The 25,439-nt window shown below is 63.8% G+C and carries 20 protein-coding genes and 2 pseudogenes; 12 read left to right on the forward strand and 10 right to left on the reverse strand.

Annotation, left to right across the window (positions count from 1 at the left end; genetic code table 11):
• Positions 1 to 63: 63 nt before the first annotated feature.
• Both O7A61_RS11500 and O7A61_RS11505 read right to left on the reverse strand, forming a co-directional pair.
• Complete coding sequence (locus O7A61_RS11500; RefSeq protein WP_337129879.1) at positions 64 to 3,147, reverse strand: efflux RND transporter permease subunit; 3,084 nt, start codon at positions 3,145 to 3,147, stop codon at positions 64 to 66.
• Positions 3,144 to 4,487 carry an efflux RND transporter periplasmic adaptor subunit gene (locus O7A61_RS11505; protein ID WP_337129880.1) on the reverse strand — a complete coding sequence of 448 codons (1,344 nt, stop codon included), beginning with the start codon at positions 4,485 to 4,487 and terminating at the stop codon, positions 3,144 to 3,146. The genes O7A61_RS11500 and O7A61_RS11505 overlap by 4 nt, the downstream gene beginning before the upstream one ends.
• 146 nt (positions 4,488 to 4,633) lie before the next feature.
• Between O7A61_RS11505 and O7A61_RS11510 the strand changes: the two genes are divergently transcribed.
• Complete coding sequence (locus tag O7A61_RS11510; RefSeq protein ID WP_337129881.1) at positions 4,634 to 5,167, forward strand: TetR/AcrR family transcriptional regulator; 534 nt, start codon at positions 4,634 to 4,636, stop codon at positions 5,165 to 5,167.
• Between the two features lie 35 nt (positions 5,168 to 5,202).
• Here O7A61_RS11510 and O7A61_RS11515 read toward each other — a convergent pair whose 3' ends face one another.
• The 6 genes from O7A61_RS11515 to O7A61_RS11540 form a co-directional block, all read right to left on the reverse strand.
• Complete coding sequence (locus O7A61_RS11515) at positions 5,203 to 6,288, reverse strand: ABC transporter ATP-binding protein (protein ID WP_337129882.1); 1,086 nt, start codon at positions 6,286 to 6,288, stop codon at positions 5,203 to 5,205.
• Entirely contained in the window at positions 6,275 to 7,213 is a 939-nt protein-coding gene (locus O7A61_RS11520; protein WP_337129883.1) for a PfkB family carbohydrate kinase, read from the reverse strand. The genes O7A61_RS11515 and O7A61_RS11520 overlap by 14 nt, the downstream gene beginning before the upstream one ends.
• Positions 7,213 to 8,235 carry an SIS domain-containing protein gene (locus tag O7A61_RS11525; RefSeq protein ID WP_337129884.1) on the reverse strand — a complete coding sequence of 341 codons (1,023 nt, stop codon included), beginning with the start codon at positions 8,233 to 8,235 and terminating at the stop codon, positions 7,213 to 7,215. The genes O7A61_RS11520 and O7A61_RS11525 overlap by 1 nt, the downstream gene beginning before the upstream one ends.
• Complete coding sequence (locus O7A61_RS11530; protein ID WP_337129885.1) at positions 8,232 to 9,077, reverse strand: carbohydrate ABC transporter permease; 846 nt, start codon at positions 9,075 to 9,077, stop codon at positions 8,232 to 8,234. The genes O7A61_RS11525 and O7A61_RS11530 overlap by 4 nt, the downstream gene beginning before the upstream one ends.
• The gene (locus tag O7A61_RS11535) at positions 9,077 to 9,961 is read right to left on the reverse strand and encodes a carbohydrate ABC transporter permease (protein WP_337129886.1); all 885 of its coding nucleotides are present in this window, start codon (positions 9,959 to 9,961) and stop codon (positions 9,077 to 9,079) included. The genes O7A61_RS11530 and O7A61_RS11535 overlap by 1 nt, the downstream gene beginning before the upstream one ends.
• A gap of 76 nt (positions 9,962 to 10,037) precedes the next feature.
• The gene (locus O7A61_RS11540; RefSeq protein WP_337129887.1) at positions 10,038 to 11,276 is read right to left on the reverse strand and encodes an extracellular solute-binding protein; all 1,239 of its coding nucleotides are present in this window, start codon (positions 11,274 to 11,276) and stop codon (positions 10,038 to 10,040) included.
• Positions 11,277 to 11,495: 219 nt separating this feature from the next.
• Here O7A61_RS11540 and O7A61_RS11545 point away from each other — a divergent pair, with 219 nt between their 5' ends.
• The 3 genes from O7A61_RS11545 (at position 11,496) to O7A61_RS11555 (ending at position 15,545) form a co-directional block, all read left to right on the forward strand.
• Positions 11,496 to 12,710: an ROK family transcriptional regulator gene (locus O7A61_RS11545; protein ID WP_337129888.1), complete on the forward strand. Its 1,215-nt coding sequence runs from the start codon at positions 11,496 to 11,498 to the stop codon at positions 12,708 to 12,710.
• A 106-nt stretch (positions 12,711 to 12,816) separates the two neighbouring features.
• Entirely contained in the window at positions 12,817 to 14,427 is a 1,611-nt protein-coding gene (locus tag O7A61_RS11550; RefSeq protein WP_337129889.1) for an inorganic phosphate transporter, read from the forward strand.
• A 92-nt stretch (positions 14,428 to 14,519) separates the two neighbouring features.
• Positions 14,520 to 15,545, forward strand: a complete 1,026-nt coding sequence (locus O7A61_RS11555; protein WP_337129891.1) for a transporter — start codon at positions 14,520 to 14,522, stop codon at positions 15,543 to 15,545.
• Positions 15,546 to 15,585: 40 nt separating this feature from the next.
• Here the strand turns inward: O7A61_RS11555 and O7A61_RS11560 are convergent, their stop codons facing one another.
• Entirely contained in the window at positions 15,586 to 16,746 is a 1,161-nt protein-coding gene (locus O7A61_RS11560) for a patatin-like phospholipase family protein (protein WP_337129892.1), read from the reverse strand.
• Positions 16,739 to 17,527: an acetoacetate decarboxylase gene (locus O7A61_RS11565; RefSeq protein ID WP_337129893.1), complete on the reverse strand. Its 789-nt coding sequence runs from the start codon at positions 17,525 to 17,527 to the stop codon at positions 16,739 to 16,741. The genes O7A61_RS11560 and O7A61_RS11565 overlap by 8 nt, the downstream gene beginning before the upstream one ends.
• 219 nt (positions 17,528 to 17,746) lie before the next feature.
• Here O7A61_RS11565 and O7A61_RS11570 point away from each other — a divergent pair, with 219 nt between their 5' ends.
• From O7A61_RS11570 to O7A61_RS11605, 8 genes and pseudogenes are all read left to right on the forward strand, one after another.
• Entirely contained in the window at positions 17,747 to 18,535 is a 789-nt protein-coding gene (locus O7A61_RS11570) for a 3-hydroxybutyrate dehydrogenase (protein WP_337129894.1), read from the forward strand.
• 66 nt (positions 18,536 to 18,601) lie between these two features.
• Positions 18,602 to 19,360 (forward strand): phosphodiesterase, encoded by a 759-nt coding sequence (locus O7A61_RS11575; RefSeq protein WP_337129895.1) that lies wholly within the window; start codon positions 18,602 to 18,604, stop codon positions 19,358 to 19,360.
• A gap of 219 nt (positions 19,361 to 19,579) precedes the next feature.
• Entirely contained in the window at positions 19,580 to 20,908 is a 1,329-nt protein-coding gene (locus O7A61_RS11580) for an NAD(P)H-dependent oxidoreductase (protein ID WP_337129896.1), read from the forward strand.
• A 2-nt stretch (positions 20,909 to 20,910) separates the two neighbouring features.
• Positions 20,911 to 21,939: a thiamine pyrophosphate-dependent dehydrogenase E1 component subunit alpha gene (locus O7A61_RS11585; RefSeq protein WP_337129897.1), complete on the forward strand. Its 1,029-nt coding sequence runs from the start codon at positions 20,911 to 20,913 to the stop codon at positions 21,937 to 21,939.
• Entirely contained in the window at positions 21,939 to 22,937 is a 999-nt protein-coding gene (locus O7A61_RS11590; RefSeq protein ID WP_337129898.1) for an alpha-ketoacid dehydrogenase subunit beta, read from the forward strand. The genes O7A61_RS11585 and O7A61_RS11590 overlap by 1 nt, the downstream gene beginning before the upstream one ends.
• A 3-nt stretch (positions 22,938 to 22,940) precedes the next feature.
• On the forward strand, positions 22,941 to 24,290 hold the full coding sequence (locus O7A61_RS11595; RefSeq protein WP_337129899.1) for a pyruvate dehydrogenase complex dihydrolipoamide acetyltransferase: 1,350 nt from the start codon (positions 22,941 to 22,943) through the stop codon (positions 24,288 to 24,290).
• Between the two features lie 236 nt (positions 24,291 to 24,526).
• Positions 24,527 to 25,243 (forward strand): annotated as a pseudogene (locus O7A61_RS11600) (ABC transporter substrate-binding protein); the annotation flags it as partial.
• A gap of 83 nt (positions 25,244 to 25,326) precedes the next feature.
• Positions 25,327 to 25,439, forward strand: a pseudogene (locus O7A61_RS11605) (IS481 family transposase); the annotation flags it as partial.

A 25,439-nucleotide genomic window follows, 5' to 3' on the forward strand; every position in this document is an offset into this window, starting at 1 on the left:
GCGACCGCCAAAAAAAGAGGCCGGAGAAATCCCGGCCTCTTTTTGTTTCTTGCGCCTTGTGCCTCAGCTCGGCAGCGCCGGCATCAGCTTTGGATCCGGCTTTTCCGCCAGATGCGGCAGGTCCTTGCTGGCGATGAAGGTGTAGAACATAGGCACGACGAACAGCGTGAACATGGTGCCGACCAGGATGCCGGTGAAGATGACCAGGCCCATCGAATAGCGGGCCGCGGCGCCGGCACCGCTGGAAACGATCAGCGGCACCACGCCCAGCGCCATCGCGGCCGTCGTCATCAGGATCGGCCGCAGGCGCACCTTGGCCGAGGCGATGATGGCGTCACGCCGCCTCATGCCATGCAGTTCGCGCTGCTGGTTGGCGAATTCGACCAGCAGGATGCCGTGCTTGGTGATCAGGCCGATCAGCGTGATCAGGCCGACCTGCGTATAGATGTTGAGCGTGCCGAGGCCCAGATTGAGCGGCACGATCGCGCCGAAGATCGACAGTGGCACCGCCATCATGATGATCAGCGGATCGCGGAAGCTTTCAAACTGCGCCGCCAGCACCAGGTAGATGACGATGACGGCCGCGCCGAAAGCGATCAGGATCGTGTTGCCCTGTTCCTTCTCCTGCCGGGATTGGCCGGAATAGTCGATGAAGAAGGTGTCGGGCAGGCTCTCCCTGGCAATGTCCTCGAGGACTTTCAAACCGTCGCCGGTGGTGACGCCGGGCAGCGGCAGCGCCGAGATCGTCGATGAATTCAGCTGGTTGAACTGCTCGATTGCCGCTGGCGACGCATTGTTCGAAATCTTCACCACGGCTGATAGCGGCACCATCTCGCCCGTCACACTGCGCACGAAGTACTCGCCGAGCTTTTCGGGGTTGTCGCGGAATTCCTGCGGCACCTGCGGGATGATGTCATAGCTGTTGGAGTCGCGGTCGAACTGCGCCACTTCCGCGCCGCCGACCAGCAGCGTCAGCGTCCGGCCGATATCGGCGATCGGCAGGTTGAGCGCGGCCGCGCGGTCGCGGTCGATGGTCACCGTCACCTGCGGTGCGTCATAGGCCATCGAATTCTGCACGACGATGAAGCGGCCCGACGCCTGCGCCTTGTTCTTGATCTTCTCGGCTTCCTCGAAGACCTGAGCGGAATCCCCGGTCGAGCGCACCACCATGGATATCGGCAAGCCGCCGCCGGAGCCCGGCAGCGTCGGCGGTGCGAAGACAAACGCCTGGACACCCGCCACCTTGGCGATACGAGCCGTGATGTCGGCCTGCAGCTCCTTCGAATTGCGCTTCCGCTCCGCCCAATCCTTGAAGGCAAAACCGACGAAGGCGCTGTTGGTCGTGCCGCCGAACGCGACGGCCGAGAACTGCGCCCGGGTTTCGGGAATATCCTTGACCAGGCCCAGGATCTGGTTGACGTAGGTCTCGGTGTAATCGGAGGTCGCATAGCGCGGCCCCGTCACCAGCGAGAGCAGGAAGCCCTGGTCTTCTTCCGGCGCCAGTTCCGTCGAGGTCTTGGTGAACATGAAGCCGGTCACGCCGACAAGCGCCAGCACGATGAGCAGCGTCAGCGGGCGATAGTTCAAAGAGCCGGTGACGGCGCGCTCATAGACGTGCTCGACGCGCGAGAAGATGCCGTCGACGATACGCTGGAAACGGCCGGCATTGCCGGGCTTCAGGAGACGCGCCGACATCATCGGCGTGATGGTGATGGCAATGACGCCAGACAGCACCACCGATCCGGCGAGCGTCACCGCGAATTCGCGGAACAGGGCGCCGGTCAGGCCGCCGGTGAAGGCCAGCGGCGCGAACACGGCGGCCAGCGTCATCGTCATGGCGACGATGGCCGACGCGATCTCACGCATGCCGCTGAAGGCCGCCTGCATGGGCGGCATGTGGTCCTCTTCCATGTGGCGATGGATGTTTTCCACCACCACGATGGCGTCGTCGACGACAAGGCCGATCGCCAGCACCATGGCCAGCAGCGACAGAAGGTTGATCGAATAGCCCACCGCGAACAAAAGGAAGCAGACGCCGATCAGCGACAGCGGAATGGTGATGATCGGCATCATCACCGAGCGGAACGAACCGAGGAACAGGAGGATGACGACGACGACGATGGCGACCGCCTCGCCGATGGTCTTGAACACTTCTTCGATCGAGGCGCTGATCTGTCCGGTCGCGTCGTAGACGACCTCGATCGTCATGCCTTTGGGCAGCGTCTCCTGGATTTGCGGGACGAGCTTGGTGAGCGCTGCCGCGGTGGTCAGCGGATTGGCTGCCGGGGTCGGGAAGATGGCGAGGAAGGTCCCGGGCTTGCCGTTGAAGGAGACCCTGGTGTCGGTGTTCTCGGCGCCGAGTTCGACACGGGCCACGTCGCGCAGGCGCACGACATTGCCGTCGGTCGAGCGCAATGGCAACTCGGCGAAGGCCTGCGGTGTCTGCAGCGTCGAGCGCACGGTGATCGACGAGACGACATATTCGTTCTGGGTGTTGCCGGGCGCCGACAGGAAGTTGGAATTGTTGATCGCCGTCAGCACTTCGGCCGCCGTCACGCCGCGCGCTGCAAGCCTGACCGGGTCGATCCAGACGCGCATCGAATATTCCTGGGCGCCGAAGATCTGCACGTCGGCGACGCCTTCGACCGTCGACATGCGGGGCCTGATGACGCGCTCGATATACTCCGTCAGCTGCTCCTTGGTCATGTTCGGATTCTGCATCGAGATGTACATCATCGCGAACTGCTGACCCGTACCCTTGACGATGACCGGGTCCTTGGAGGCGTCCGGCAAGGTGCCGCGCACGCCCTGGACCTTGGACAGCACTTCGGTCAGCGCCACGTCGGGATTGGAACCGAGCTTCATCTGCACCGTCACGGTGCTGGAGGACGGCCGGCTGGACGAGGTGACGTAGTCGATGTTCTCGGTCGAGGCGACGGCGCGCGCGATCGGGGCTGAAATGAAGCCCTGGATCAGGTCGGCGCTGGCGCCCGGATAGGCCGTCGTGATGGTGATCGCGGTTTCGTCGACCTTCGGATACTGCCGGATAGACAGGTTGAAGATGCCCTGGAAACCGAGCAGCAGGATCATGCAGGCAAGGACGGTCGAAAGGACCGGCCGGCGGATGAAGAGATCGGAAAAGCTCATTGCTGGTCGGCCTGCTTGTTTGCCGATTTGGTCGGGTCGATGGTGTTGTCGACGTTGACGGTCATGCCGTTGAAGAGGCGGTTCTGACCCGCGGTGACGACCTCGTCGCCGGCCTTGAGCCCTTCGACGATCTCGACCATGCCTTGATTGCGGCGGCCGGGCTTGACGAAGACCTGCGACAGCACCAGCGTGGGGTTCTCACCTTCGGCCGCCGGCTTGGCCGGATCGGCCGCTGCTGGCTTGGCGGCATCGGAAGCGGCCTTGTCCGCTGGCTTGGCGTCCGCCGGCTTGGTGGCAGCGGCCGCCGGCTTCAGTGCGTCCGCAGGCTTGGTGGCCGCCTGCTTGGCGGTGGCCGCAGCGGCTGGCTTTTCGCCCGGCTTGGCTGGCTGCGCCGGGGGCGCCCCGGCGGGTTTCGCCGGTTGCACCACGAATATGTAGTCGCCATAGAGGCTGGTGGTCAGCGCCGTCTGCGGCAGGGAGAGCACGTTCTGCTCCGCGGGCAGTTCGACGCGCACCTGCACGAACTGGCCTGGGGTCAACTTCCCTTCGGGATTGGCGACTTCCGCCCGGATGTTCACCAGCCGGCTGGAGGGGTCGATCTTGGGGTCGATGCCCCGAATGGCGCCGGCAAATGGCTTGTCGTCGCCACCAAGGCCGAGCCGAACGGTCTGGCCGATCTTGAGCAGCGGGAGTTGCTGTTCGGGCACTGAAAAGTCGACCCGCATCGTGTCGAGATCCTGGAGCGTCACCACCGAGGTGCCAGGTGACAGGTACTGGCCGAGATCGATCTTCGGGATGCCGACGGTGCCGTTGAAAGGCGCGGTAAGCTGCTTCTGGTCGAGCACGGCCTGCAGCCTGGTGACCTGGGATGCCGAAGCGGACGCCGCCGCACGCGCGGTGTCCAGCGTCGAGTCGGAGCCGACACCACGCTTTGTCAGTTCGATGGCGCGGGTCAGCGTGGTCTGATCGAGCGCCGCCTGCGCCTTCTGCGCATCAAGATCGGCGCGCTCGACGGCGTCGTCGAGTTGCAGCAGCACCGCATTGGCCGCCACCTTCTGGTTGGCATGGAAAGGGATTTGCTTGACGATGCCGGCGGTCTCGACCGTCAGGTCGACACCGCGCACGGCCCGCACCGTACCGATCGCCTCGACGCCCGGCGTCCAGCTCGACGGCTTGACGATGGTCGTCGACACGGTCGCCGCCGGCGGCTTCATGGTGGCGAAATATTGCTTGATGCCGTTGTCGCGCAGGAAGTTGAAGCCGACGATGCCGCCGACCACAATGACGAGCACGGCAAGAACCACAATAATGATAAAGACACGGAGTATGCGCTTGAACAAGGAAGTCCCCTCAGTCGAAAATCCGGCGCGAAGCACGGACATCGGGACACATACCGACTGTGGGTCCCGATTTCAAATGGTGGCGGTCTTACTGTACCGTCTGGACGGTCTTGTCAATTGGGCCTAAGCTTGCGATGGGAGGCGCCATGAGAGCCCAAAGACCGAACTCGCGCGAGAAGATTCTCGCCGCAGCGGCTGATGTTGCCCGGGAATCCGGGCCCGGTAGCCTGTCGCTCGATGCCGTCGCCAGCCGCGCCGGCGTGTCGAAGGGTGGGCTGCTCTACAATTTCCCGACCAAGGCCAAATTGATGCAGGGCCTCGTCGAAGACTATCTGCGCGATTTCGAGCAAGCGCTGGAAACCGCGAACAGCAATGACAACGGCAAAAATCCCCTCGCCGTTTATATCAGACTGTCAGCCGAGGATTGCGAGGAAAAGCAGCCGTCGGCATCCTGGATTTTTTCGGCGATCGCCGAGGATCCCGATTTCATGACGCCGATAAAGACATTCAAGCGGCAGCTTTTCGAGCGCCTGAAGGGCGAGGCGCCGGACCTCAAATCGCTGCTGGTCTGCTATCTCGCCATCGAAGGACTGCGCAGCATGAACCTGTTCGATTCCGACGTGCTGTCGAAGGACGAGCGCCAACTCTTGGTATCGTCACTTCTCGAGATCGCCAAATAGGCCTGCCTGCGCGGGTGCAGGACGACGCTGTGATTTCAAATCGCCGGCAAGGCCGTGCCTGTCGAGGGGTCGAACAAGCGAAGCGCGGCCTCGTCGAAGGTGAGGTTGCGCTTTTCGCCCTTGGCGAGCTGGGCTCGCGGCGGCAAGCAAGCCGTCAGCCGCTGCGCGCCGATCCGGGCCGTGGTGACCAGTTCAGGGCCAGTCAGTTCGACCACCTCGATCTCCACCGGCAGTGACAAGTCCGTGGCGGCTCCGGTCGCCACACGAAGCGCTTCCGGCCTGATGCCGACGACCATTTGTGCGCCCTCACGAGCCGCATTCGCATAGCGCGCGGGCAAAGGGACCCGTACATCGGACCCGGCAATGGCCAGCCTGCCGCCGGCAATGGTGGCCTGAAGCGTATTCATCGACGGCGCGCCGACGAAGCCGGCGACATAGAGTGTTGCCGGGTCGTTGTAGATTTCTTCCGGGGTGCCGAGCTGCTCGATTCTGCCGTCGCGCATGACAGCGATGCGGCTGGCCAGCGTCATCGCCTCGATCTGGTCGTGGGTGACATAGACGACGGTGGTCTGCAGCATCTGGTGCAGGCGCTTCAACTCGGTGCGCATTTCCAGGCGCAGCTTGGCGTCGAGGTTGGACAACGGCTCGTCGAAGAGGAAGACCTGCGGCTTGCGTACCAGCGCCCGGCCGATGGCGACGCGCTGGCGTTGGCCGCCGGACAGCTGGCTCGGCTTGCGGTCGAGCAGAGCTTCGATCTGCAGCAGCCTTGCCGCTTCGTTCACCGCCCTGTCACGCTCGTCGGCCGCGACGCCGCGCATCTCCAGTCCGAAGCCGATGTTGCGGCGCACAGTCAGGTTCGGATAGAGCGCATAGGACTGGAAAACCATGGCTATATCGCGGTTCTTGGGGTGTACGCCGAGTATCGAGCGACCGCCGATCAGCACGTCGCCGCTCGTGGCTTCGGCCAGTCCCGCGATGATGTTGAGAAGCGTCGATTTTCCGCAGCCGGACGAGCCGAGCAGCACCAGGAATTCACCGCTCTGCAGCGCGATGTCGATGCCTTTCAGCGTTTCGACACTGCCATAGCTCTTGCGGATGCCGCGGATTTCAAGCGCGCTCATGCATGGGACCCTCGAACTGCATCGGCCCGCCATAGTTGCGGGGCAAGGTGGAAATGGCGCGCGAGGCGACATGCGTCGCGGCGCGGAGGCAGGCGGACAGCGGCTGTTCCTGTGCCAATGCGGCCAGGAAGGCGGCATTGAAGACGTCGCCGGCCCCGATCGTGTCGACGACACGGACATCGGGCGCGACGGCTTCGACAAGCGTATTGTCCGGGCCGATGGCGATGGCGCCACGCGGCCCGCGCTTGACCACAAAGGTCGCACCTTGCCTCATGCTGGATCGGATTTCACGCGCCGCTTCCTCAGGACCTGGCAATCCCGCCAGGGTCACCGTCTCGACTTCGTTGAACAACGCCAGCGCGCAGCGCGAGAGCCACGCCCTTGTCGCGGCGCAATTGGCCTCGGTCCAGCCATCGATCGGCCAGCCAGTGTCGAGCGCCACTGATATGCCGTGGCTGTCGGTCCAGTCGAAGAAAGCTTCATAGTCGCGCGTGAGGTCCTCGGTCAGGAAGGAGCCGGAGAGCAATGCATAGCCACCGGAAAGCGCGCCGCCGTCGAGAACGGACAAGACATCGCCGAGGCTGAAGCGGGGCAGGTGGCCGCGCGTGGTCAAGAAAGTTCGTTCGCCATCGGGATGGGTCATGCCGACCGACAAGGTCGTACCTTCGGGACGGACCGCCCATTTCTCGGCGCGAGATCCAAACGCTTCGCGAAGCCAGCGGCCGAACTGGTCGTCACCGACATTGGCGGCAATCGCGAAATCGACGCCCAGCGCTTGCCAGGCAAGCCCGGTGTTGCCGGCCTGGCCGCCGACCCGCAATTCGTCATGGTCGACGACGGTCTCGGTTCCCGCCTTCGGCCATGGCGCGATCGGGCCGACAATCAGGTCGACATTGACGTTACCGATTACCGCCAGCGGACGCATCACTCGCTCCTGGTGATCTTGGTGGTGCGCACGGGCGTGCCGGCATTGTCGACGCGGCTGTCGGCGAAGGCGATCATCAGGCGCTGCGCCACCGGCAGCATGGCGAAGACAGCGGCCATCCCCGATGCTGATCTGAACGAGAGCGTGACGGCGCCGACGACAGGCGGTTGCCCGGACGCGTCGAAGATGACCAGCGGCGCGCCGGCCTCGACCACCGAAAGGGCCATGGCGGTGACAAGGTCCGACGTTGGGTCGTCACCACGAAACAGGACGACGCCGATCTGGGGGCCGAGCATCTCCATCGGCCCGTGCCGCAACTGGCCGCCTTCCAGCGAAAAGCAGGGGAGCCGCGACAGTTCGGTGAGCCCAAGCGCCAGGGCTTCGGCCACGCCTTGCAGGCGGCGACCGGAGGTGACGATCGTGTCCACCTTGCCAAGCGCGACAAGTGCGGGGGCGATGACGCAATCCTGCGGAGCCTCGAGCACAGCAAGCGCGGCGGCCGGATCCTCACCCAGAGCAGCCAGGATGGCCAGATGCAGGGCCAGGGTCACGGTCAGGCTGCGGGTCGCGGCGAAAGCCAGCTCAGTGCCACCAGCGCCGACCAGGCAAGGCGCAGTGCGGGCGAGAAATGAACCGCCTTCGAGCGTCAGGCCGAAAATGCCCGAGCTGCCGCCGGCCTGCGAAAGCCATCTGACGACCTCGGCGCTCTCGCCGGATTGCGAGGTCACGAACACGGTGCGATCTGCGAGCGGCAGCGGCTGGCCGAGCTGTTCGGACAGCGGCAGCGCCAGCGCATCGATGCCCAGCGTGCGATAGAGCGGCTCGACGGCACGGCCCACCGCATGCGAGCCGCCCATGCCAAGCAGGAGCAGGCGTCCGGTCTTCCTGATCGAGGCGGCGACCTTTTGCGCCATGGCGGTGTTTTGTTCGAATGAAGCGCGCGCATCCGCATGCTGGCGCTGCATTTCGCGATCGATGGCGACCAGTCCGGCCGGCCGAATTCCTGTTGCAGTCATGGTCATCCTTTCACACCGCCGCTGGTCAGGCCCGAGATCAGCGCCCGCTGCATGACAAGGCCGATCAGCACCGGCGGTAGCGCGGCCAGCACCCCGGCCGTGGCGATCAATCCGTAGTCGGAAACACGGCCGCCGGCCAAATCGGCGATGGCGACGGTCAAGGTCTTGGCGCGCTGGTCTGAGGTGAACAGCAGCGCATAGAAAAATTCGTCCCAGGCCAGCAGCACGGCGAACAGCGCCGATGTCGCCATCACCGGTGCCGCCAGCGGCAATGTGATGATGCGCAGTGTCTGGAACAGGCCGGCGCCGTCGATCATCGCCGCCGCCTCGATCTCACGCGGGATGGAATCGAAACCGGATTTCATCAGCCAGGTGGTGAAGGGCGCCAGGATGGTGAGATATACCAAAGCCAGGCCGAAGACATTGTTGAGCAGGCCGAAATGCGACAGGCCCATATAGAGCGGCACGGCCAGCGCCACCGGCGGCAGCATGTAGGTGGCGATGACCATCGACAGCGACCAGCCGATCGCGGGCGTGCGCGACACCGCCCAGCCAGCGGGAACGGCCAAGGCGAGTGCCGCCAGCGTCGCCATGCCGGCGATCTCGAGACTGTTGCGCAGCGAAGAGGTGAAGGCGGCGCCGGCGCTGTTTTCAGCCGTCGACAGCAATAGCTGGTAGCGGGAGAAATCGGCTGCCTGCGGCCACCAGCGCAGCGGCTTGGCGGCAAGATCGGCGGCCGGCGAAATGCTCATGATGAACAGCCAGGCGATGGGCGCAAGGATGATCGCGGCGAGCAGCAGCGCGCAGGCATAGATGAAGATGGTGAAAGCGGGGCTCTTGCGTTCCATCAGGCGGCACTCCCTGCGGTCTTCCTCACCAGGGCCGCATAGGCGACGGCGAGCAGCGTGACGAGCAAGGTGACGATCAGCGCCAGCGACGCGCCCGAGCCGGCACGCTGGAAGGAGAACGCTTCCTGGTAGACGAGGATCGAGAGTGTTCGCGTGGTGTTTGCCGGCCCGCCGCGGGTCATCACCCAGATGATGTCGAAGACCTTGAAAGCCTCGATGGTGCGCAGCACCAGCGCCACCATCAGCGGGCCTGCGAGATAGGGCAGGATGACGAAACGGAAGCGATTGAACGGTCCCGCGCCGTCGACGAGCGAGGCCGCGGTGATGTCGCGTGGTACCGCCTGCAGGGCGGCGAGCGCGATCAGCGCCACCAGCGGAAAGTTCTTCCAGCAATCGGCGACGATGAGGGCAGCCAGCGCCGTGCCCGGCTCGCCGAGCCAGGACCGATAGGCGTCGATGAGATGCAGTTGCGTCAGCGCGGCGTTGAGCGCGCCATATTCGGGATTGTAGATCAGCCGCCACAGCGTGGCGTTGACCACGGTCGGCAGCGCCCACGGCAGGATCATGAGGGCGCGCAGGATGGCGCGGCCGCGAAATTCCTGGTTGAGCAGAAGGGCGGCCAGGACGCCGATCAGCATTTCGGCGGCGACCGAAATGACCGCGAACAATGTCGTGGTGATCAGCGTACGCGAGAAATTCGAGCTCGACAGCATGTTGGTGTAATTGTCGAGGCCGACGAAATTGCCGGCCGTGCCGACCAGCTTGGCATCGGTAAAGGAGAGCCCGACCGTATCGACCAGCGGCCAGCCGATGACGGCGACCATGACCACGAGCAGCGGCAGCATCAGCAGCCAGGCGCGAGTTATCATCCAGGTGCTCGACATCGGAGCAGCCTCTCTCAATTCAACACGATTTCAGAAATAGTACGGGCGGCACAAGGCCGCCCGTAATGGGTGGAAATCAGAGGCCGCTGTTCTGCGCGGCGGTCTTCAGGGCATCTTCCGGCGAGGCCGTGCCGAGCAGCGATTCCTGGATTGCCTGCTGCAGGGCGGTCGACAACTCCTGGTACTTCGGCGTGGTCGGGCGCGGATACATGGCAGCCAGGCCAAGCTTGGCGGCGGCGATCAGTTCCTCCTGGCCCTTGGTGACGGCCGGGTCGTCATAGGACGAGGCCCAAATCGGCAGCGAGAGTTTGGCGTACTGGTTCTGCGTTGCCTGCGAGGTCATGAAGGTGATGTACTTCCAGGCCTCGTCCGGATGCTTGGAGACCGCGGTGACGCCGAGACCCATCGAGCCGTTGACGGCCGACACTTCGCTGGTGCCGGCAACGCCCGGCGCCGGCACGACGCCGACCTTGCCGGCTACCTTCGAGTCCTTCGGGTCGTTGGCCATATTGTACATGTAGGTCCAGTTCAGCGCGAAGGCGGCATCGCCATTTTCGAAGATCTTGCGAACGTCCTCTTCCAGGAATTCCTTGGAATTGGGATTGGTGAGGCCCGACTTGTAGCTGTCGACCATGTACTTCAGCGCCAGCAGGCCGCCGCCATTCTGGAAGTCCGGCTTGCCGTCCTTGAGGAAGTCGCCGCCATAGGCGCTGACCAGTGTGGTGTAATCGCAGATCGCGGCTTCGGCCTGCGACCAGCTCCAGGCGATCGGGGTCTTCAGCAAGCCCTTGTCCTGGATGATCTTGGCCTGTGCGCCGAGCTCTTCCCAGGTCTTCGGCGGGGTCTTGATGCCGGCCTTTTCCAGGATGTCCTTGTTGTAGAACAGGTATTTGGTGTCGAGGATCCATGGCATGCCGTAATATTTGCCGTCATACTGGACGGTGGTCCAGGCGCCGGGCAGCACGCCCTTCTTCATGTCGTCGGTGATCTTCGAAGACACATCGACCAACACCTTGTTGGTGGCGTATTCGGCCGGCCAGATGACATCGAATAGGACGACATCGTAGCCGCCGCCCGACCCTTGAGCGAGCACGGTCTTGTCGTGCAGGCCCTCATAGGGAACGAATTCGAGATTGATCTTGACGTCGGGATTGGCCTTGGTGAAGGCATCCGTCATGGCGCGCACGTCGGCCTCGCTGTAGGCGGCCTGCGCCATGAAGAGCGCGTTGAGCGTCGTCTCGGCGAAGGCGTGGGGGACGAGCAGTCCTCCGGCAAAAACCGCGCCGACCAGTGTCTTGGTGATCGTCCTAAGCATTTTCTTCTCCCATTGCAGCGTTGACGGGCCGGCGCTGCCAGGCAATTGGCATCGTCTTCCCGGATCCGTGTCGCGTGACCTGATGGTTACCCGGCTGACCAGTGGCGACAGGCAAAGGCCTTGGCCATCTTGTTTTTGGGCGCTCGGTTCGCATTAAGTCAATTCGCTTGACTTAATTAGTTGATCAATATCCTAATGGAGTCAAGAGGGGAAACGCCGATGGACGACGTCAGCCAGATCCGCGCCAAGAGCGGCACCAACCAGGAGGGCACAAGCGCGCACAATCGCCGCGTCATGATCGAGGCGCTGCGTCTCAATGGCGCGCTGTCGCGGGCCGACCTCGCGCGAGCGACGCAGCTCACCAAGCAGGCGGTCTCCAACATCATCGAGGACCTGGAAAGCGATGGTCTGGTCGTCGCGCTCAAGGCGGTGCGCAAGGGCCGGGGCCAGCCGTCGACCCCCTACAGGCTGGTTCCCGAAGGCGCTTTCGCCATCGGCCTGCAGATCGACCGTCACCTGACGCGGGCGGTCGCGGTCGACCTGATGGGCAGCGTGCTGACGCGCGCCGAGGCGAACCTGCCTTTCGATGAGCCGTCAAGGGGCGTGGAGGTGATCCTGGACCTGATCGATGGCGTCCGGCGCGAGCTGTCCGGCATCTCCTCGCAGTCGGAAAAACGCCTCGTCGGTCTTGGCGTCGCCATGCCCGGCCCGTTCGGCCTGAAGAATTCGGACGACAAATGGATGATGCCGGCCTGGCAGAAGTTTCCGCTGCTGGACACGCTGGCCAAAGGCACTGGACTGAATGTCGGCCTGCAGAACGATGCCGCGGCCTGCGCGACGGCCGAGCGCATCGTGGGTGCCGCGCATGGCGTCGATCACGCGGTGTGTCTCTATGTCGGCTATGGCATCGGCGCCGGACTGATCCTGAACGGCGAGCTGTACAGCGGCGGTCATGGCAATGCAGGCGAAATCGGCATGGCCTTGCTGTCGCCGGCGGGTCCCGGCTCGACACCGCTCGAACATCGCGCGTCACTGGCCTCGCTTTACCAGCATCTTGCTCTCGATCCAGCCGACGAGGACCTCTACGAAAAGATCGGCGCGCTGGCCGCGGCGGGTGACGTGAAGATCATGGCCTGGATCGACGGGGCGGCCCATGACCTGCGCTGGAGCGTGCATCTGATCGAAACCATCTTCGATCCGCACACAGTGATCCTGACCAGCGGCGCGCCGGAAGCGCTGGCGCGCCGGCTCGTCGAGGCGATGCATCCGCTGCTGCCGTCGATCGCCGACAGGTCAGGCCGAACCTTGCCGCGCCTGCAACTCGGCACCACCGATCCCTGGTCGATCGCGCTTGGCGCGGCCGCCGCGCCGATCAGCCGTGCCTTCGATCCGCTGTTCTCGGCGATCCTGAAGACACGCTCCGGTCCCGCTTGAAGGAGACCGTGCGTCGAGGCAGAGCCTCTCCCGGCGTCACACAGGGTTCATCGTCCGGACATAGCGTCTTTTCCAGTTCTTTGCCGCAATGCAAAAGGAGTGGGACATGGTGGACATAGTTTCCAGTGAGGCGGGCATTCCGAGGCCGGATCATCCGCTGGATAGTTCAGGCGGCACGAAGTGGTTCCTGCCGGTCTTCGGTGTGCTGGTGCTGGTTGGCGTGGTCTATGTCGGCTACGCGTTGAGCCAGGATCTGGCGGTGGCCAGGACGGTGCCGTGGATCCTGCTCGGCATCGCCTTGCTGATCGCGCTCGGCTTCGAATTCGTCAACGGTTTCCATGACACCGCCAATGCGGTGGCGACCGTCATCTACACGCGCTCGCTGCCGGCGGAATTCGCCGTCATGTGGTCGGGCGCCTTCAATTTCCTCGGCGTTCTCACCTCCAGCGGCGCGGTCGCCTTCGGCATCCTGTCTCTGCTGCCGGTCGAGCTGATCCTGCAGGTCGGCTCCTCCTCCGGCTTTGCCATGGTGTTCGCACTGCTGGTGGCCGCGATCCTGTGGAACCTCGGCACCTGGTTCCTCGGCCTGCCGGCGTCGAGCTCGCACACCATGGTCGGCTCGATCATCGGCGTCGGCCTTGCCAACCAGTTCATGGCACCTGCCGGCAGCGCCACCAGCGGCGTCGACTGGTCGCAGGCCACCAATGTCGGCGTGACGTTGCTGGTGTCGCCGATCGTCGGCTTCTTCGCCGCCGCCATCCTGCTCTACGCGATGAAGCTTCTCGTCCGCAATCCGGCGCTCTACGAGGCGCCGAAAGGCAATGCCCCGCCACCCTGGTGGATCCGCGCGCTGCTGATCTTCACCTGCACCGGCGTCAGCTTCGCGCATGGCTCCAATGACGGACAAAAGGGCATGGGCCTGATCATGCTGATCCTGATCGGCGTGGTGCCGACGGCTTATGCGCTGAACCGCACGCCTGACATCAACTATCTCGAAGCCTACAAATCGGCTTCGGTCAGCGTGGAGACCGCGCTGGGCAAATATGTGAAGTCTGGTGTCACCGTCGCCGATGCGAAGGATGCCAAGGCAACCGTGCAGGATGCCGTGCGCACCCGGAGCTGGAGCGACAAGACGACCGTCGCGCTGCAGAGCTACATCCACAACACGACGGCCGAGCTGCAGCCCTATGCTTCCGTCGACACCGTGCCGACCGATCTGGTCAGCAACGCCCGCAACGACATCTATCTGATTGGCGAGGCGCTGAAACTGATCGACAAGAAGAAGTTGCTGCCGATGGAGGCCGCCGATCTCAAGGCGGTCACCGACTATCACAAGGCCGTCGACAACGCGACGAAGTTCATCCCGATCTGGGTGAAGGTCGCGGTGGCACTGGCGCTTGGCCTCGGCACCATGGTCGGCTGGAAACGCATCGTCGTCACGGTCGGCGAGAAGATCGGCAAGAGCCACCTGACCTATGGCCAGGGTGCTGCCGCCGAACTCGTCGCCATGGTCACTATCGGCATGGCCGACCGTCTGGGTCTGCCGGTGTCGACGACCCATGTGCTGTCATCCGGCGTCGCCGGCACGATGGCGGCGAACGGTTCGGACCTGCAATGGTCGACGGTGCGCAATCTGCTGCTCGCCTGGGTGCTGACCTTGCCTTGCTCGATCACGCTCGCCTTTGTGCTGTTCATCGTCTTCCGCCAGGTGTTCTGAGCCGGCGACGTAAGCGACGACAGTACCGACGGCGCCAAATTGGCGCCGTCTCGTTTTCCGGTGATAGGTCGCTACAATCTCGGACGGCAGTTATGAACGACGCATCGCATCTGGCCTTGCTTGCCGTCGACGACCAGCATCCGGCGCCCGGGCTGGTCTGGGCCTATCGCGGCTTGCCAGGCAAACCCGCGGTGGCACTTGCTCCGCGCGATATCAATGCCGCACTGGCGATGCCGGAAGGCTGGGTCTGGCTGCATGTCGATCTCGTCGACCAGCGCGCCCATTCCTGGGTCAGCCACGCCTGCGCCTTGCCGGCCTCGGCGCATGCGATCCTCGAAGGCCATGAGGACAGCCCCGCGCTGGCGCATGAGGATGGTGTCGTCCACGGCATTTCCGCCGACCTGCACAGCGAAATCGCGCGTCAGTCCACCACTATCGGCAGGTTGCGCTTCGCGGTTTCGGAGCGGCTGCTGGTAACCGGCCGCCGCCATTCGCTGGCAGCGGTCGAGGAGGTGCACGAGGCGCTGGCCGCGGGGCTGCGGCCCGCCACCGCCTTCGAACTTTTCGAGGCGATCGTGCTGGCCTTCTGCGGCAGCACCAGCCAGCGGCTCGCGGCCGCCACCAAGCGGCTCGATGAGGTGGAGGATCATCTGGTGACCGAGCGGCTTGCCGACGAAAGGCAGCGGCTGAAGGATGTGCGCCGTCTCGCGGTCTCCCTGCACCGCCCGATCTCGGCGCTGGCGGCACTTTTCCAGGACGAGGACCGCTCGGACTGGAAACTGTCGGAAGGCGCACACGAGACGTTGCGCCGGCTCACCACTCGTCTTGAACGGCTCGACCGGGAGGTCGTCATGGTCAACGACCGGGCGCGGCTGTTGCAGGAGGAAGTCGCCGCCGAGCTCGCGGACGAATCCAACCGCAGCCTGAAGGCGCTGGCGGTGATGAGCGCGCTGCTTTTGCCGGGCTCGCTGATCGTCGGCATGTTCGGCATGAACACTGCCGGCCTGCCGCTCACGCAAACGCCGGGCGGCTTCGAGCTGGCGCTGTTGATCGCGGCGGGGGCGACCGGCCTGTTCTACTGGCTCTTGCTGAGAGCCGGCGCCAATCTCCGGTTCTGAGCCCGGCTCAGTATTCCGAGCCAGGCGTCCCGCCTGAAACTCAGGTTGGATCTTCGCGATGCAGGTCGTGGATGGTGACGCCGTCGGCATTGGTCGGCAGCATCAGCCACTTCTTGTGACGCAGCGTGCGCTCGGTGTCCTCGAGGCCCATCTCCCAATGCTCGCGCATCGAGGTGCCCGAAAACTCGTAATCCTTGGCGTGGCCCTCGTAGCCTTTGTGCTGGTAGATCAGGTGGACGATGTTGACGACGCCGGCGTTGGAATAATCGGCGATCAGCTCTGGCTCGCCATCCTTGAGCTGCTCCGGCGGCACGCGCGTCAACGCATCGAGCAGCTTCATCTTCAGCGCATGGATGCGCTCGAAATTGTCGGTGTTCTGCCGCGTGCGGCTCGAATACATGATGTCCTTGTGGCGCGACAGCACGTCGGCCATGCCGCGTGGCAACACGCCGCGAGCACTGAACAGATCGACCTGGAAGACCAGCGAGGAACGGTCCTCTTCCTGGTCGAGCAGATATTGCAGCGGCGTGTTGGAGACGATGCCACCATCCCAATAGTACTCGCCCTCGATGCGGATCGAGGGGAATGCCGGCGGCAGCGCGCCGCTGGCCATGATGTGCTCCGGCTCGATACGCACGTTCTCGGTGTCGAAATAGACGAAGTTACCGGTCCTGACATTGACCGCGCCGACGCTCAGCCGCTTCTTGCCGTCGTTCAGCACGTCGAAATCGATCAGGCTCTCCAGCGTGTCCTTCAACTCGGCGGTGTCGTAGAAGCTGGTGGCGCCTTCCGCTCCCGACAGCTGGAACCAGGGATTGGGATTGCGCGGCTTGAAGAAGCCGGGCTGGCCCATCGTCATCGTCATCAACGACGAGGTCTGGTTGCGGATATCGCGGTAGATGTCACCTTCGGGCGTGTAGGACCAGATCTTGCGGCCGGAAATCGTCTGCCAGAACTGTTCCAGCCGTTGCAGCCGACGGCTCGGTTCATTGCCGGCGATGATCGCGGCGTTGACGGCGCCGATCGAGACGCCTGATAGCCAGCTCGGCTCGCAGCCGGCGTCGGCCAGCGCCTGGTAGACCCCTGCCTGATAGGCGCCGAGCGCGCCGCCGCCCTGAAAGACCAGCGCAATACGGTCATACTGCGCCGTGATTTCCTCGATGGTGGCGGCGGCTGCCTTGTTGCGGTTACGCTCAAGCACTGACTTTCTCCAGCTCGGTTGCGCTGGCAGCGGATCGGCTGTGGTCAGCGAGGTAATCATACACGACTTCGCCCAGGCCGAGCGTCAGATCGGCCTTGAAGTGAACCGCCGACACGATGTCGAGCACAGGCAGCTTCGCCACGTCGGCCATGACGTGAGGCCGCAGATCGAGCGCGGCCGGCGCCGTCCAGGCTTCCTTCAGCGTGATATCGGTGAGGTAGTAGCGGACCAGCTCGCAGATGCGCGGCGTGCCGTCGACATGCGGGATGATCTTGATCAGGAAATTGGGGGCGGCGAGCGAAGCGAGCACCTGGTCATGATCAGCCTCACGGTGCTTGTAACCCATCGTGCCGGTAGCGCAGAGCACGCTGCCATAGTGCAGCGTGCCGACGATCACCTCGCCTTCATGAACGATCTTGGGATTGGCAAGCTTTTTCGGGAAACCCCACAGTTCACGCCCGCCGGCGATCGGCGCGTCGTCGTCGAGATACATCGAATGGACATAGCCGCCATGTTGGCCCTTGCAGCGTACCGGGATGACCTGGCCAGTCTCGGTGTAGTCGCCGAAGCCGATCGAATCCGGCATGCGGATGAACTCGTACTTGACCAGCGGCTCGTCGATCTCCAACGGCGCCGGCACGACGGCTTCGAGCGCCTCGCGTGTCGTGCGGTAGGTGATGATGATGTATTCGCGGTCGAAGAAACGATAAGGACCCGGCGGGAAGGAGGGATTGGTGAGCGGCATCGCATAGGCGCGCTTCACGACATCGGCGATTTCCATCCAGGTGCCCCCAACGGTTCGAAAATGACCGCGCGAATGCGCTGGCAAATATGTTGCACGGCACCATGACAATGCCGTGTCACCTCGAAGACGCGTTCTCACGGAGCTGGCAAAGGCCGTCGCGGAGCTGTAATCGAGCCGACATATGGCCGTGGCATTGTCGTGTTGCGCCGCACAAACTATTCTCATCAGTTCCTCCCACCTCTTGCGAGATCTCCCATGGTTTCCCTGTCTTCGAAGAATGCGCTTGTCACCGGCTCGACCAGCGGCATCGGCTTGGCAATCGCCCGCGCCTTTGCCGCCGAGGGCGCCAACGTCACCATCAATGGCCTGGGCGACGCCGCTGCCATCGAGCAGGAGCGCGCCGGCATCGAGAAGGATTTCGGTGTCAAGTGCCGCTACTCCGATGCCAATATGATGGATGGCGTCGCCGTCACCGCCATGGTCCATGACGCCGAAGAGGCATTCGGCAGCCTCGACATCCTGGTCAACAATGCCGGCATCCAGCATGTGGCGCCGATCGAGGCGTTTCCCGACGACAAGTGGGAAGCCATCATCCGCATCAACCTTTTGGCCGCCTTCTACGCCATCAAGGCGGTGGTGCCAGGCATGAAAAGCCGCAAATGGGGCCGCATCATCAACACGGCCTCGGCGCATGCGCTGGTCGCCTCGCCGTTCAAGTCGGCCTATGTCTCGGCCAAGCATGGCATATCGGGCCTGACCAAGACGGTGGCGCTGGAAGTCGCGCAGGACGGCATCACCGTCAACGCGATCGCGCCCGGCTATGTCTGGACGCCGCTGGTCGAGAAGCAAATTCCCGACACGATGAAAGCGCGTGGCATGACCGAGGAACAGGTCAAGCACGACGTGCTCTTGGCCGCGCAGCCGACCAAGGAATTCGTCACCGTGGAAGAGCTTGCGGCGCTGACGCTGTTCCTGTGCTCGGATGCGGCCAAGCAGATCACCGGCACGACCTTGCCGATGGACGGCGGCTGGACGGCACAGTAGAGCTGGTCGAGAGATAACGCCTTCAGGCCGGCGCCAGGGGCGCCGGCAGGAAGCAGTGCGCGGCCCATGAAAATCATCCAGCTCTCCGATCCGCATCTGATGGCGCCGGGTGGTCGTCTCCACGGCTCCGATCCGCTCGACCGGCTGGAGGCCTGCCTGGCGGATATCGGCAGGAACCATGCCGATGCCGATCTGGTGGTGATATCAGGCGACCTGACCAATGATGGCGAGCGCGCCGCCTATGCGGCATTGAGGGAGGCGCTGTCGGGGTTCGTGCCGCCTTGCCGGCTGATGCTCGGCAACCACGACGACCGTGCGCTTTTTGTCGAGATGTTCCCGCAAACGCCAGCCGAGCGCGGGTTCGTCCAGAGCGTTTTCGATGGCAGCGATGGCCGCCTGATCCTGCTCGATACGCTGGACAGCGGACATGTCGAGGGCAGGCTGTGCCCGGCACGGTTGGGCTGGCTGGACGAGAAGTTGCAGGAAGCCCACGACCGGCTGGTCTTCCTCTTCATGCACCATCCGCCGTTCCGGATCCACATGCCGGTGCTTGACGAGGTCAAGCTCGCCGACGCCGATACCTTCCATGACGTTCTCCTGCGCCACGGCAATGTCGGCCACATCTTCGCCGGCCACGTCCACAGGCTGATCGCCGGCAGCTGGCGCGGTATACCGGTCAGCACGCTGCGCAGCACCAACCATCAGAGCGCCCTCGATTTTTCGGACAGCTGGCAACTGGGCCACGAGCCACCCGCCTATGCCGTCATCTTCATCGATGCCGATGGAGTGATCGTCCATTTCCACGATTTTCCTGTCGCCGGATAACGCCGCCAACAGGATCAGGACGCCGACCGCTCGTGAGCCCGCGTGGGCCGATGAATTCCGCGATTTGCCGGCTTTCCCGACCTCTTTTCCACCCTGCGGTGGACGTCGGGAAAGTGCTGCAAAAGCACACGGATTTGGACATTAGTCTTGACAGAAATACAGATGTTCAATACCCGTCAGACAATTGAACAGGCCTGCATTATGGGAGGAATGAGCGGTATGGCTTCCAATGTTTCGTTGACGGGCCTTGCCCGCGACCTCGAGGAACGCGGCAAATCGGGCAAGCCGATCCGCATCGGTCTGATCGGGTCGGGCGAGATGGGAACCGACATCGTCACCCGCGTCGCCCATATGTCGGGTATCGAGATCGGTGCCATCTCCGAACTGAACCTGCCCGCCGCCAGCAAGGCGGTGGACATCGCCTTCCAGGAAACCGGCCATGCGCGCGAGGTTTCGAATGCTTCGGCGATGACGGCTGCCATGGAGGCCGGCAAGGTGGCGGTGACCAACGACGCCAGCCTGGTCATCAACAATGATCTTATCGACGTCGTCATCGATGCGACCGGTGTTCCCGCCGTCGGCGCAGAGATCGGTTTGCGCGCCATGGAGCATGGCAAGCATCTGGTGATGATGAATGTCGAGGCCGACGTCACCATCGGCGCTTATCTCAAGAGCGAGGCCGACAGGCTCGGCGTCACCTATTCGCTGGGCGCCGGCGACGAGCCGTCCTCCTGCATGGAACTGATCGAATTTGTTTCGGCGATGGGCCATCCAATCGTCGCCGCCGGCAAGGGCAAGAACAACCCGCTCAACATCGACGCCACGCCGCCCGCCTATGAGGAAGAGGCCAGGCGCCGGCACATGAATGTGCGCATGCTGGTCGAGTTCGTCGACGGCTCCAAGACCATGGTCGAGATGGCGGCGATCGCCAACGCCACCGGCCTGGTGCCCGACAAGGCCGGCATGCATGGCCCGGCCGCGACGCTCGGCGAATTGAACAAGGTGCTGGTGCCGCAGAAGGACGGCGGCGTGCTGTCGAGGGTCGGCGTCGTCGACTATTCGATCGGCAAGGGTGTCGCGCCCGGCGTCTTCGTTGTCGCCGACATGTCGCATCCGCGCATCTCGGAACGCATGGAAGATTTGAAAATGGGCAAGGGGCCGTACTTCACCTTCCACCGCCCCTATCACCTGACGTCGCTCGAAGTGCCGCTGACCTGCGCCCGCGTCGTGCTCTACGGCAAGGCCGACATGGTGCCGCTGGCAAAGCCGGTGGCCGAAGTCTGCGCGGTGGCCAAGAAAGACATGCAGCCGGGCGAAAAGCTCGATGCGATCGGCGAATATTGCTATCGCGCCTGGATCATGACGGCGCCGGAAGCGCATGCCGTCAGGGCCATTCCCTGCGGCCTGCTGCAGGGCGGTTCGGTGACGGCGCCGATCAAGAAGGGCGAACTCATCACCTACGCCAATGCCGCCCCGGCAGCGGGCTCCAAGATCGCCGAACTGCGCGCCCGCCAGGACAAGCTCGTCTACGGAACCGTGGAGGCCTGATCATGGCCGGAGCCAGCAAAGCCGTCGCGGACAGCCGCGCCAACCTACCCTTCGTCTATCGCCAATACAGCGCCGAGCAACTGAAGCAGGTGCTCTACAAGATGTACCTCATCCGCCGCTTCGAAGAGGGCGCGGAGGAAAGCTACACGCGGGGCCTCATTCACGGCACCATGCATCTGTCGATCGGCCAGGAGGCCAGCGCCATGGGCATATGCATGCCGCTTGGCGAGGATGACCAGATCACCTCGACCCATCGCGGCCACGGCCATTGCATCGCCAAGGGCGCCGAGGTCAAGCGGATGTTCGCCGAGTTCTTTGGCAAGACCACCGGCTACTGCAAGGGCCGTGGCGGTTCGATGCACATCGCCGATGTCGCCAAGGGCAATCTCGGCGCCAACGGCATTGTCGGCGGCGGCATCCCGATCGCCGTCGGTGCGGCACTGTCCTCCAAGATGATGAAGACCGGCAAGGTCGTGGTCTCCTTCTTCGGCGACGGCGCCAACAATGAAGGCGCCTTCCACGAGGCGCTCAACATGGCCGCGGTCTGGAAGGTGCCGGTGATTTTCGTCTGCGAGAACAATGGCTATGGCATGTCGACGTCGACGGCCCGCTCCACCGCGGTCAAGAACATCGCCGATCGCGCCGCCGCGTATTCGATGCCGGGCGTCATCGTCAACGGCAACATCTTCTCCGAGGTTGCCGAGGCTTCGTACAAGGCGGTCGAGCGGGCACGTGCGGGCGAGGGGCCGACGCTGATCGAATCCAAGACCTATCGCCATCGCGGCCATTCCAAGAGCGACCGCAATCGCTACCGGACCAAGGAAGAGATCGAGGACTGGATGTCCAACCGCGATCCGATCACGCTCTTCGAGAACGAACTGCGGGAATTCGGTTTCATCGACGACAAGGGCATCGCGGCCATCCGCGAGGCGGTGGTGCGGGAGATCGCCGACGGCATCGAGTTCGCCAAGGCGAGCCCTTCGCCCGACGTCAGCGAGACCGGAGATTACGTGTATACGGAGCAGGCGTGATGGACGCGATGGTGCGTGAACTGAGCTACGCCCAGGCGATCCAGGAGGCCATGGCGATCGCCATGGACATGGACGAACGCGTCTTCCTGATGGGCGAGGATATCGGCGTCTATGGCGGCGCCTTCCAGGTGACCGGCGATCTGGTCGAGCGCTATGGCGCTGAGCGGGTGCTGGACACACCGATCTCTGAACTGGGCGGCGCGGGCGTCGCTGTCGGCGCCGCGCTAACCGGCATGCGGCCGATATTCGAATTCCAGTTTTCCGACTTCGCCACGCTCGCCATGGAGCAGATCGTCAACCAGGCCGCCAAGATGCGCTTCATGCTGGGCGGCGAGGTTTCGGTGCCCGTGGTGATGCGTTTCCCCGCCGGCTCCGGCACCGGTGCGGCGGCGCAGCACAGCCAGAGCCTGGAAGCCTGGCTCGGCCATGTGCCGGGGCTGAAGGTCATCCAGCCGGCGACACCCTATGATGCCAAGGGCATGCTTCTGGCTGCCGTCGCCGATCCCGATCCGGTGATGATCTTCGAGCACAAGCTGCTCTACAAGATGAAGGGGCCGGTGCCGGAAGGCTACTACACCGTGCCGATCGGCAGGGCCGACATCCGCCGCGAGGGCCGCGACCTCACGATCGTCGCCACCTCGATCATGGTGCAGAAGGCGCTCGACGCCGCCGCCACGCTGGAGGCCGAAGGCATCGACGTCGAAGTCGTCGATCTCCGGACCATCCGGCCGATGGACAAGCAGACGGTCATCGATAGCGTCAAGAAGACGTCGCGGCTGATGTGCGTCTATGAAGCAGTCAAAACGCTGGGCGTCGGCGCCGAGGTCAGCGCCATGATCGCCGAGAGCGAGGCGTTCGACTACCTCGACGCACCGATCGTGCGGCTGGGTGGCGCGGAAACGCCGATCCCCTATAATCCCGAGCTGGAAAAGGCCACGGTGCCGCAGGTTCCCGACATCATCACCGCCGCGCGCGACCTCGTGAAAGGGGTTCGCTGAGACATGCCGACCGAAGTCATTCTTCCCAAGGTCGACATGGACATGGCAACCGGACAGATCTCGCGCTGGTTCGCCGAGGAAGGCGCGCACGTCAAGAAGGGCGACGTGCTGTTCGAGATCGAGACCGACAAGGCGGCGATGGAAATCGATGCACCGGCCAGTGGCGTGTTGCGCGACGTGACGGGCAAGGAAGGTGTCGACATTCCGGTCGGCGCGCCGGTTGCGTGGATCTATGCGGAGAATGAGACGTATGGGGACAAGGCGCCAATCTTCCCCCTCGTGGGGGAGATGTCGGCGGAGCCGACAGAAGGGGGCGCTGTCCCGCCAACGCCTCATTCCGTCACGCCCCCCTCTGCCCTGCCGGGCATCTCCCCCGCAGGCGGGGAGATTGGCCAGTCGCCGTCGGGCGGACGCGCGACACCGCTGGCTCGCCGTCTGGCGCGCGAGGCGGGCCTCACCCTTTCAGCCATATCCGGCACCGGCCCGCATGGCCGGGTGGTGAAAGCAGACGTGGATGCCGCGATCGCCGGCGGTGGTGCCAAGGCAGCGGCCGCCGCCAAGGCTCCGGCTGGCGCACCAGCCGCCGCGCCGGCGGTGAAGCCAATGTCGGACGACCAGGTGCTGAAACTGTTCGAGGAAGGCTCCTACGAACTCATTCCGCATGACAACATGCGCAAGACCATCGCGCGGCGCCTGGTCGAAGCCAAAACCACCATCCCGCATTTCTATCTGACGCTCGATTGCGAACTCGATGCGCTGCTTGCCCTGCGCACGCAACTCAATGCCGCCGCGCCGGTGAAGAAGACCGACAAGGGTGAGGCGCCTGCCTACAAGCTGTCGGTCAACGACATGGTGATCAAGGCGATGGCCATGGCGCTGAAGGCGGTGCCGGATGCCAATGCCTCGTGGACCGAGACCGCCATGGTCAAGCACAAGCATGCCGATGTCGGCGTTGCCGTGTCGATCCCCGGTGGCCTGATCACGCCGATCATCCGGCATGCGGACGAAAAGACGCTGTCCGTCATCTCCAACGAGATGAAGGATCTGGCCAGCCGCGCCCGCAGCCGCAAGCTGAAGCCCGAGGAGTATCAGGGTGGTACGACGGCGGTCTCCAATCTCGGCATGTTCGGCATCAAGGATTTCGCCGCGGTGATCAACCCGCCGCATGCGACGATCCTGGCGGTCGGCGCCGGCGAGCAGCGGGCGGTGGTCAAGAACGGCGAGATCAAAATAGCCACGGTGATGTCGGTGACGCTGTCGATCGACCATCGCGCCGTCGACGGAGCCCTGGGGGCCGAACTGCTGGTCGCCTTCAAGAAGCTGATCGAAAACCCGATGGGCATGCTGGTCTAGCACTGATCTCCGGCTTTATCGGATGACCTCCCGCCCAGATTCACCCCGGCGGAGCCTTACACAAAGCCTGTTGGGCGTCGACGCGCCTCTCGCGCGAGAAGGCGGCCCTGATCTCATCTTGATCCAAGCCTGGATGCGCTGTGTCATCCACCAGTCATATGCGCCGTGCAGGGAGGAAGAGACGGGGTGCTGGTCAGGGGCCAGACCGGTCATGCACAGACAGGACAGGAGGTCTCATGAAGACGCTATTCATCACGCTGTTGGCCAGCCAGCTGGCGCTCGCGGCAACTTTGTTCGCCGGCGTGGCAAATGCCGAAACACTGACGCTCTACACATCCCAGCCGGAAGCGGATGCGGCCAAGACCGTGGATGCCTTCAAGAAGGCGCAGCCCGGCATCGACGTCACCATCTATCGCTCCGGAACCAGCGACATCCTGACCAAGATGGCGGCCGAGTTCGCCGCAGGCAGCCCGCAGCCCGATGTGCTGCTCATCGCCGACGCGGTCTCGATGGAACTGCTGAAGAAGGACGACAGGCTGATGGCCTATCCCGAGGCCAAGCTCGACGGGGTCGACGCGGATGCCTATGATGCCAACAAGACCTATTTCGGCAGCAAGCTGATCACCACCGGCATCGTCTACAACACCGCCGCCGCCGAAAAGCCGCAGCATTGGGCCGATCTCGCCAAGCCGGCCTATGCCGATGGCCTGGTCATGCCAAGCCCGCTCTATTCGGGTGCGGCCGCCTACCTGCTTTCGGGCTTCGCCGGCGATACCAACTATGGCTGGGATTTCTTCCAGAAGCTGAAGACCAACAATACCGTCAGCGTGCGCGGCAATGGCGCGGTGCTGAAGTCGGTGGCTTCGGGCGAGAAGCCCTATGGCATCCTCGTCGATTTCATGGCGATGAACGCCAAGAAGAAGGGCTCGCCGGTCGAGTTCGTGTTCCCTAGCTGTGAGCTTTCGGGAGGTTGTCCATTCGGACCGAACCGAGGAGACTGGAGTTACCAGGCTTCAGTACACATCGGAGGGTCCGAATGAACATCCACAAGAATGCCCGTCTGACGCCGCTGCGTCGAGAGGAGATGGCGCTGTCGATTATTGAAGGCCGTCTTTCCAAAGCCGATGCGGCGCGGAGATATGGTGTGTC

It is taken from the genome of Mesorhizobium sp. Cs1321R2N1, assembly GCF_037179725.1.
Classification (GTDB): Bacteria; Pseudomonadota; Alphaproteobacteria; order Rhizobiales; family Rhizobiaceae; genus Mesorhizobium; species Mesorhizobium salmacidum.

Excerpts from the sequence above, each read along its gene's own strand:
- O7A61_RS11540 (WP_337129887.1), bottom strand. The coding sequence starts at position 11,276 with ATGCTTAGGACGATCACCAAGACACTGGTCGGCGCGGTTTTTGCCGGA.
- O7A61_RS11580 (WP_337129896.1), top strand. The coding sequence starts at position 19,580 with ATGGCTTCCAATGTTTCGTTGACGGGCCTTGCCCGCGACCTCGAGGAA.
- O7A61_RS11515 (WP_337129882.1), bottom strand. The coding sequence starts at position 6,288 with ATGAGCGCGCTTGAAATCCGCGGCATCCGCAAGAGCTATGGCAGTGTC.
- O7A61_RS11570 (WP_337129894.1), top strand. The coding sequence starts at position 17,747 with ATGGTTTCCCTGTCTTCGAAGAATGCGCTTGTCACCGGCTCGACCAGC.
- O7A61_RS11555 (WP_337129891.1), top strand. The coding sequence starts at position 14,520 with ATGAACGACGCATCGCATCTGGCCTTGCTTGCCGTCGACGACCAGCAT.
- O7A61_RS11530 (WP_337129885.1), bottom strand. The coding sequence starts at position 9,077 with ATGGAACGCAAGAGCCCCGCTTTCACCATCTTCATCTATGCCTGCGCG.
- O7A61_RS11550 (WP_337129889.1), top strand. The coding sequence starts at position 12,817 with ATGGTGGACATAGTTTCCAGTGAGGCGGGCATTCCGAGGCCGGATCAT.
- O7A61_RS11590 (WP_337129898.1), top strand. The coding sequence starts at position 21,939 with ATGGACGCGATGGTGCGTGAACTGAGCTACGCCCAGGCGATCCAGGAG.
- O7A61_RS11585 (WP_337129897.1), top strand. The coding sequence starts at position 20,911 with ATGGCCGGAGCCAGCAAAGCCGTCGCGGACAGCCGCGCCAACCTACCC.
- O7A61_RS11545 (WP_337129888.1), top strand. The coding sequence starts at position 11,496 with ATGGACGACGTCAGCCAGATCCGCGCCAAGAGCGGCACCAACCAGGAG.
- O7A61_RS11500 (WP_337129879.1), bottom strand. The coding sequence starts at position 3,147 with ATGAGCTTTTCCGATCTCTTCATCCGCCGGCCGGTCCTTTCGACCGTC.
- O7A61_RS11510 (WP_337129881.1), top strand. The coding sequence starts at position 4,634 with ATGAGAGCCCAAAGACCGAACTCGCGCGAGAAGATTCTCGCCGCAGCG.
- O7A61_RS11595 (WP_337129899.1), top strand. The coding sequence starts at position 22,941 with ATGCCGACCGAAGTCATTCTTCCCAAGGTCGACATGGACATGGCAACC.
- O7A61_RS11520 (WP_337129883.1), bottom strand. The coding sequence starts at position 7,213 with ATGCGTCCGCTGGCGGTAATCGGTAACGTCAATGTCGACCTGATTGTC.
- O7A61_RS11525 (WP_337129884.1), bottom strand. The coding sequence starts at position 8,235 with ATGACCATGACTGCAACAGGAATTCGGCCGGCCGGACTGGTCGCCATC.
- O7A61_RS11575 (WP_337129895.1), top strand. The coding sequence starts at position 18,602 with ATGAAAATCATCCAGCTCTCCGATCCGCATCTGATGGCGCCGGGTGGT.
- O7A61_RS11535 (WP_337129886.1), bottom strand. The coding sequence starts at position 9,961 with ATGTCGAGCACCTGGATGATAACTCGCGCCTGGCTGCTGATGCTGCCG.
- O7A61_RS11565 (WP_337129893.1), bottom strand. The coding sequence starts at position 17,527 with ATGGAAATCGCCGATGTCGTGAAGCGCGCCTATGCGATGCCGCTCACC.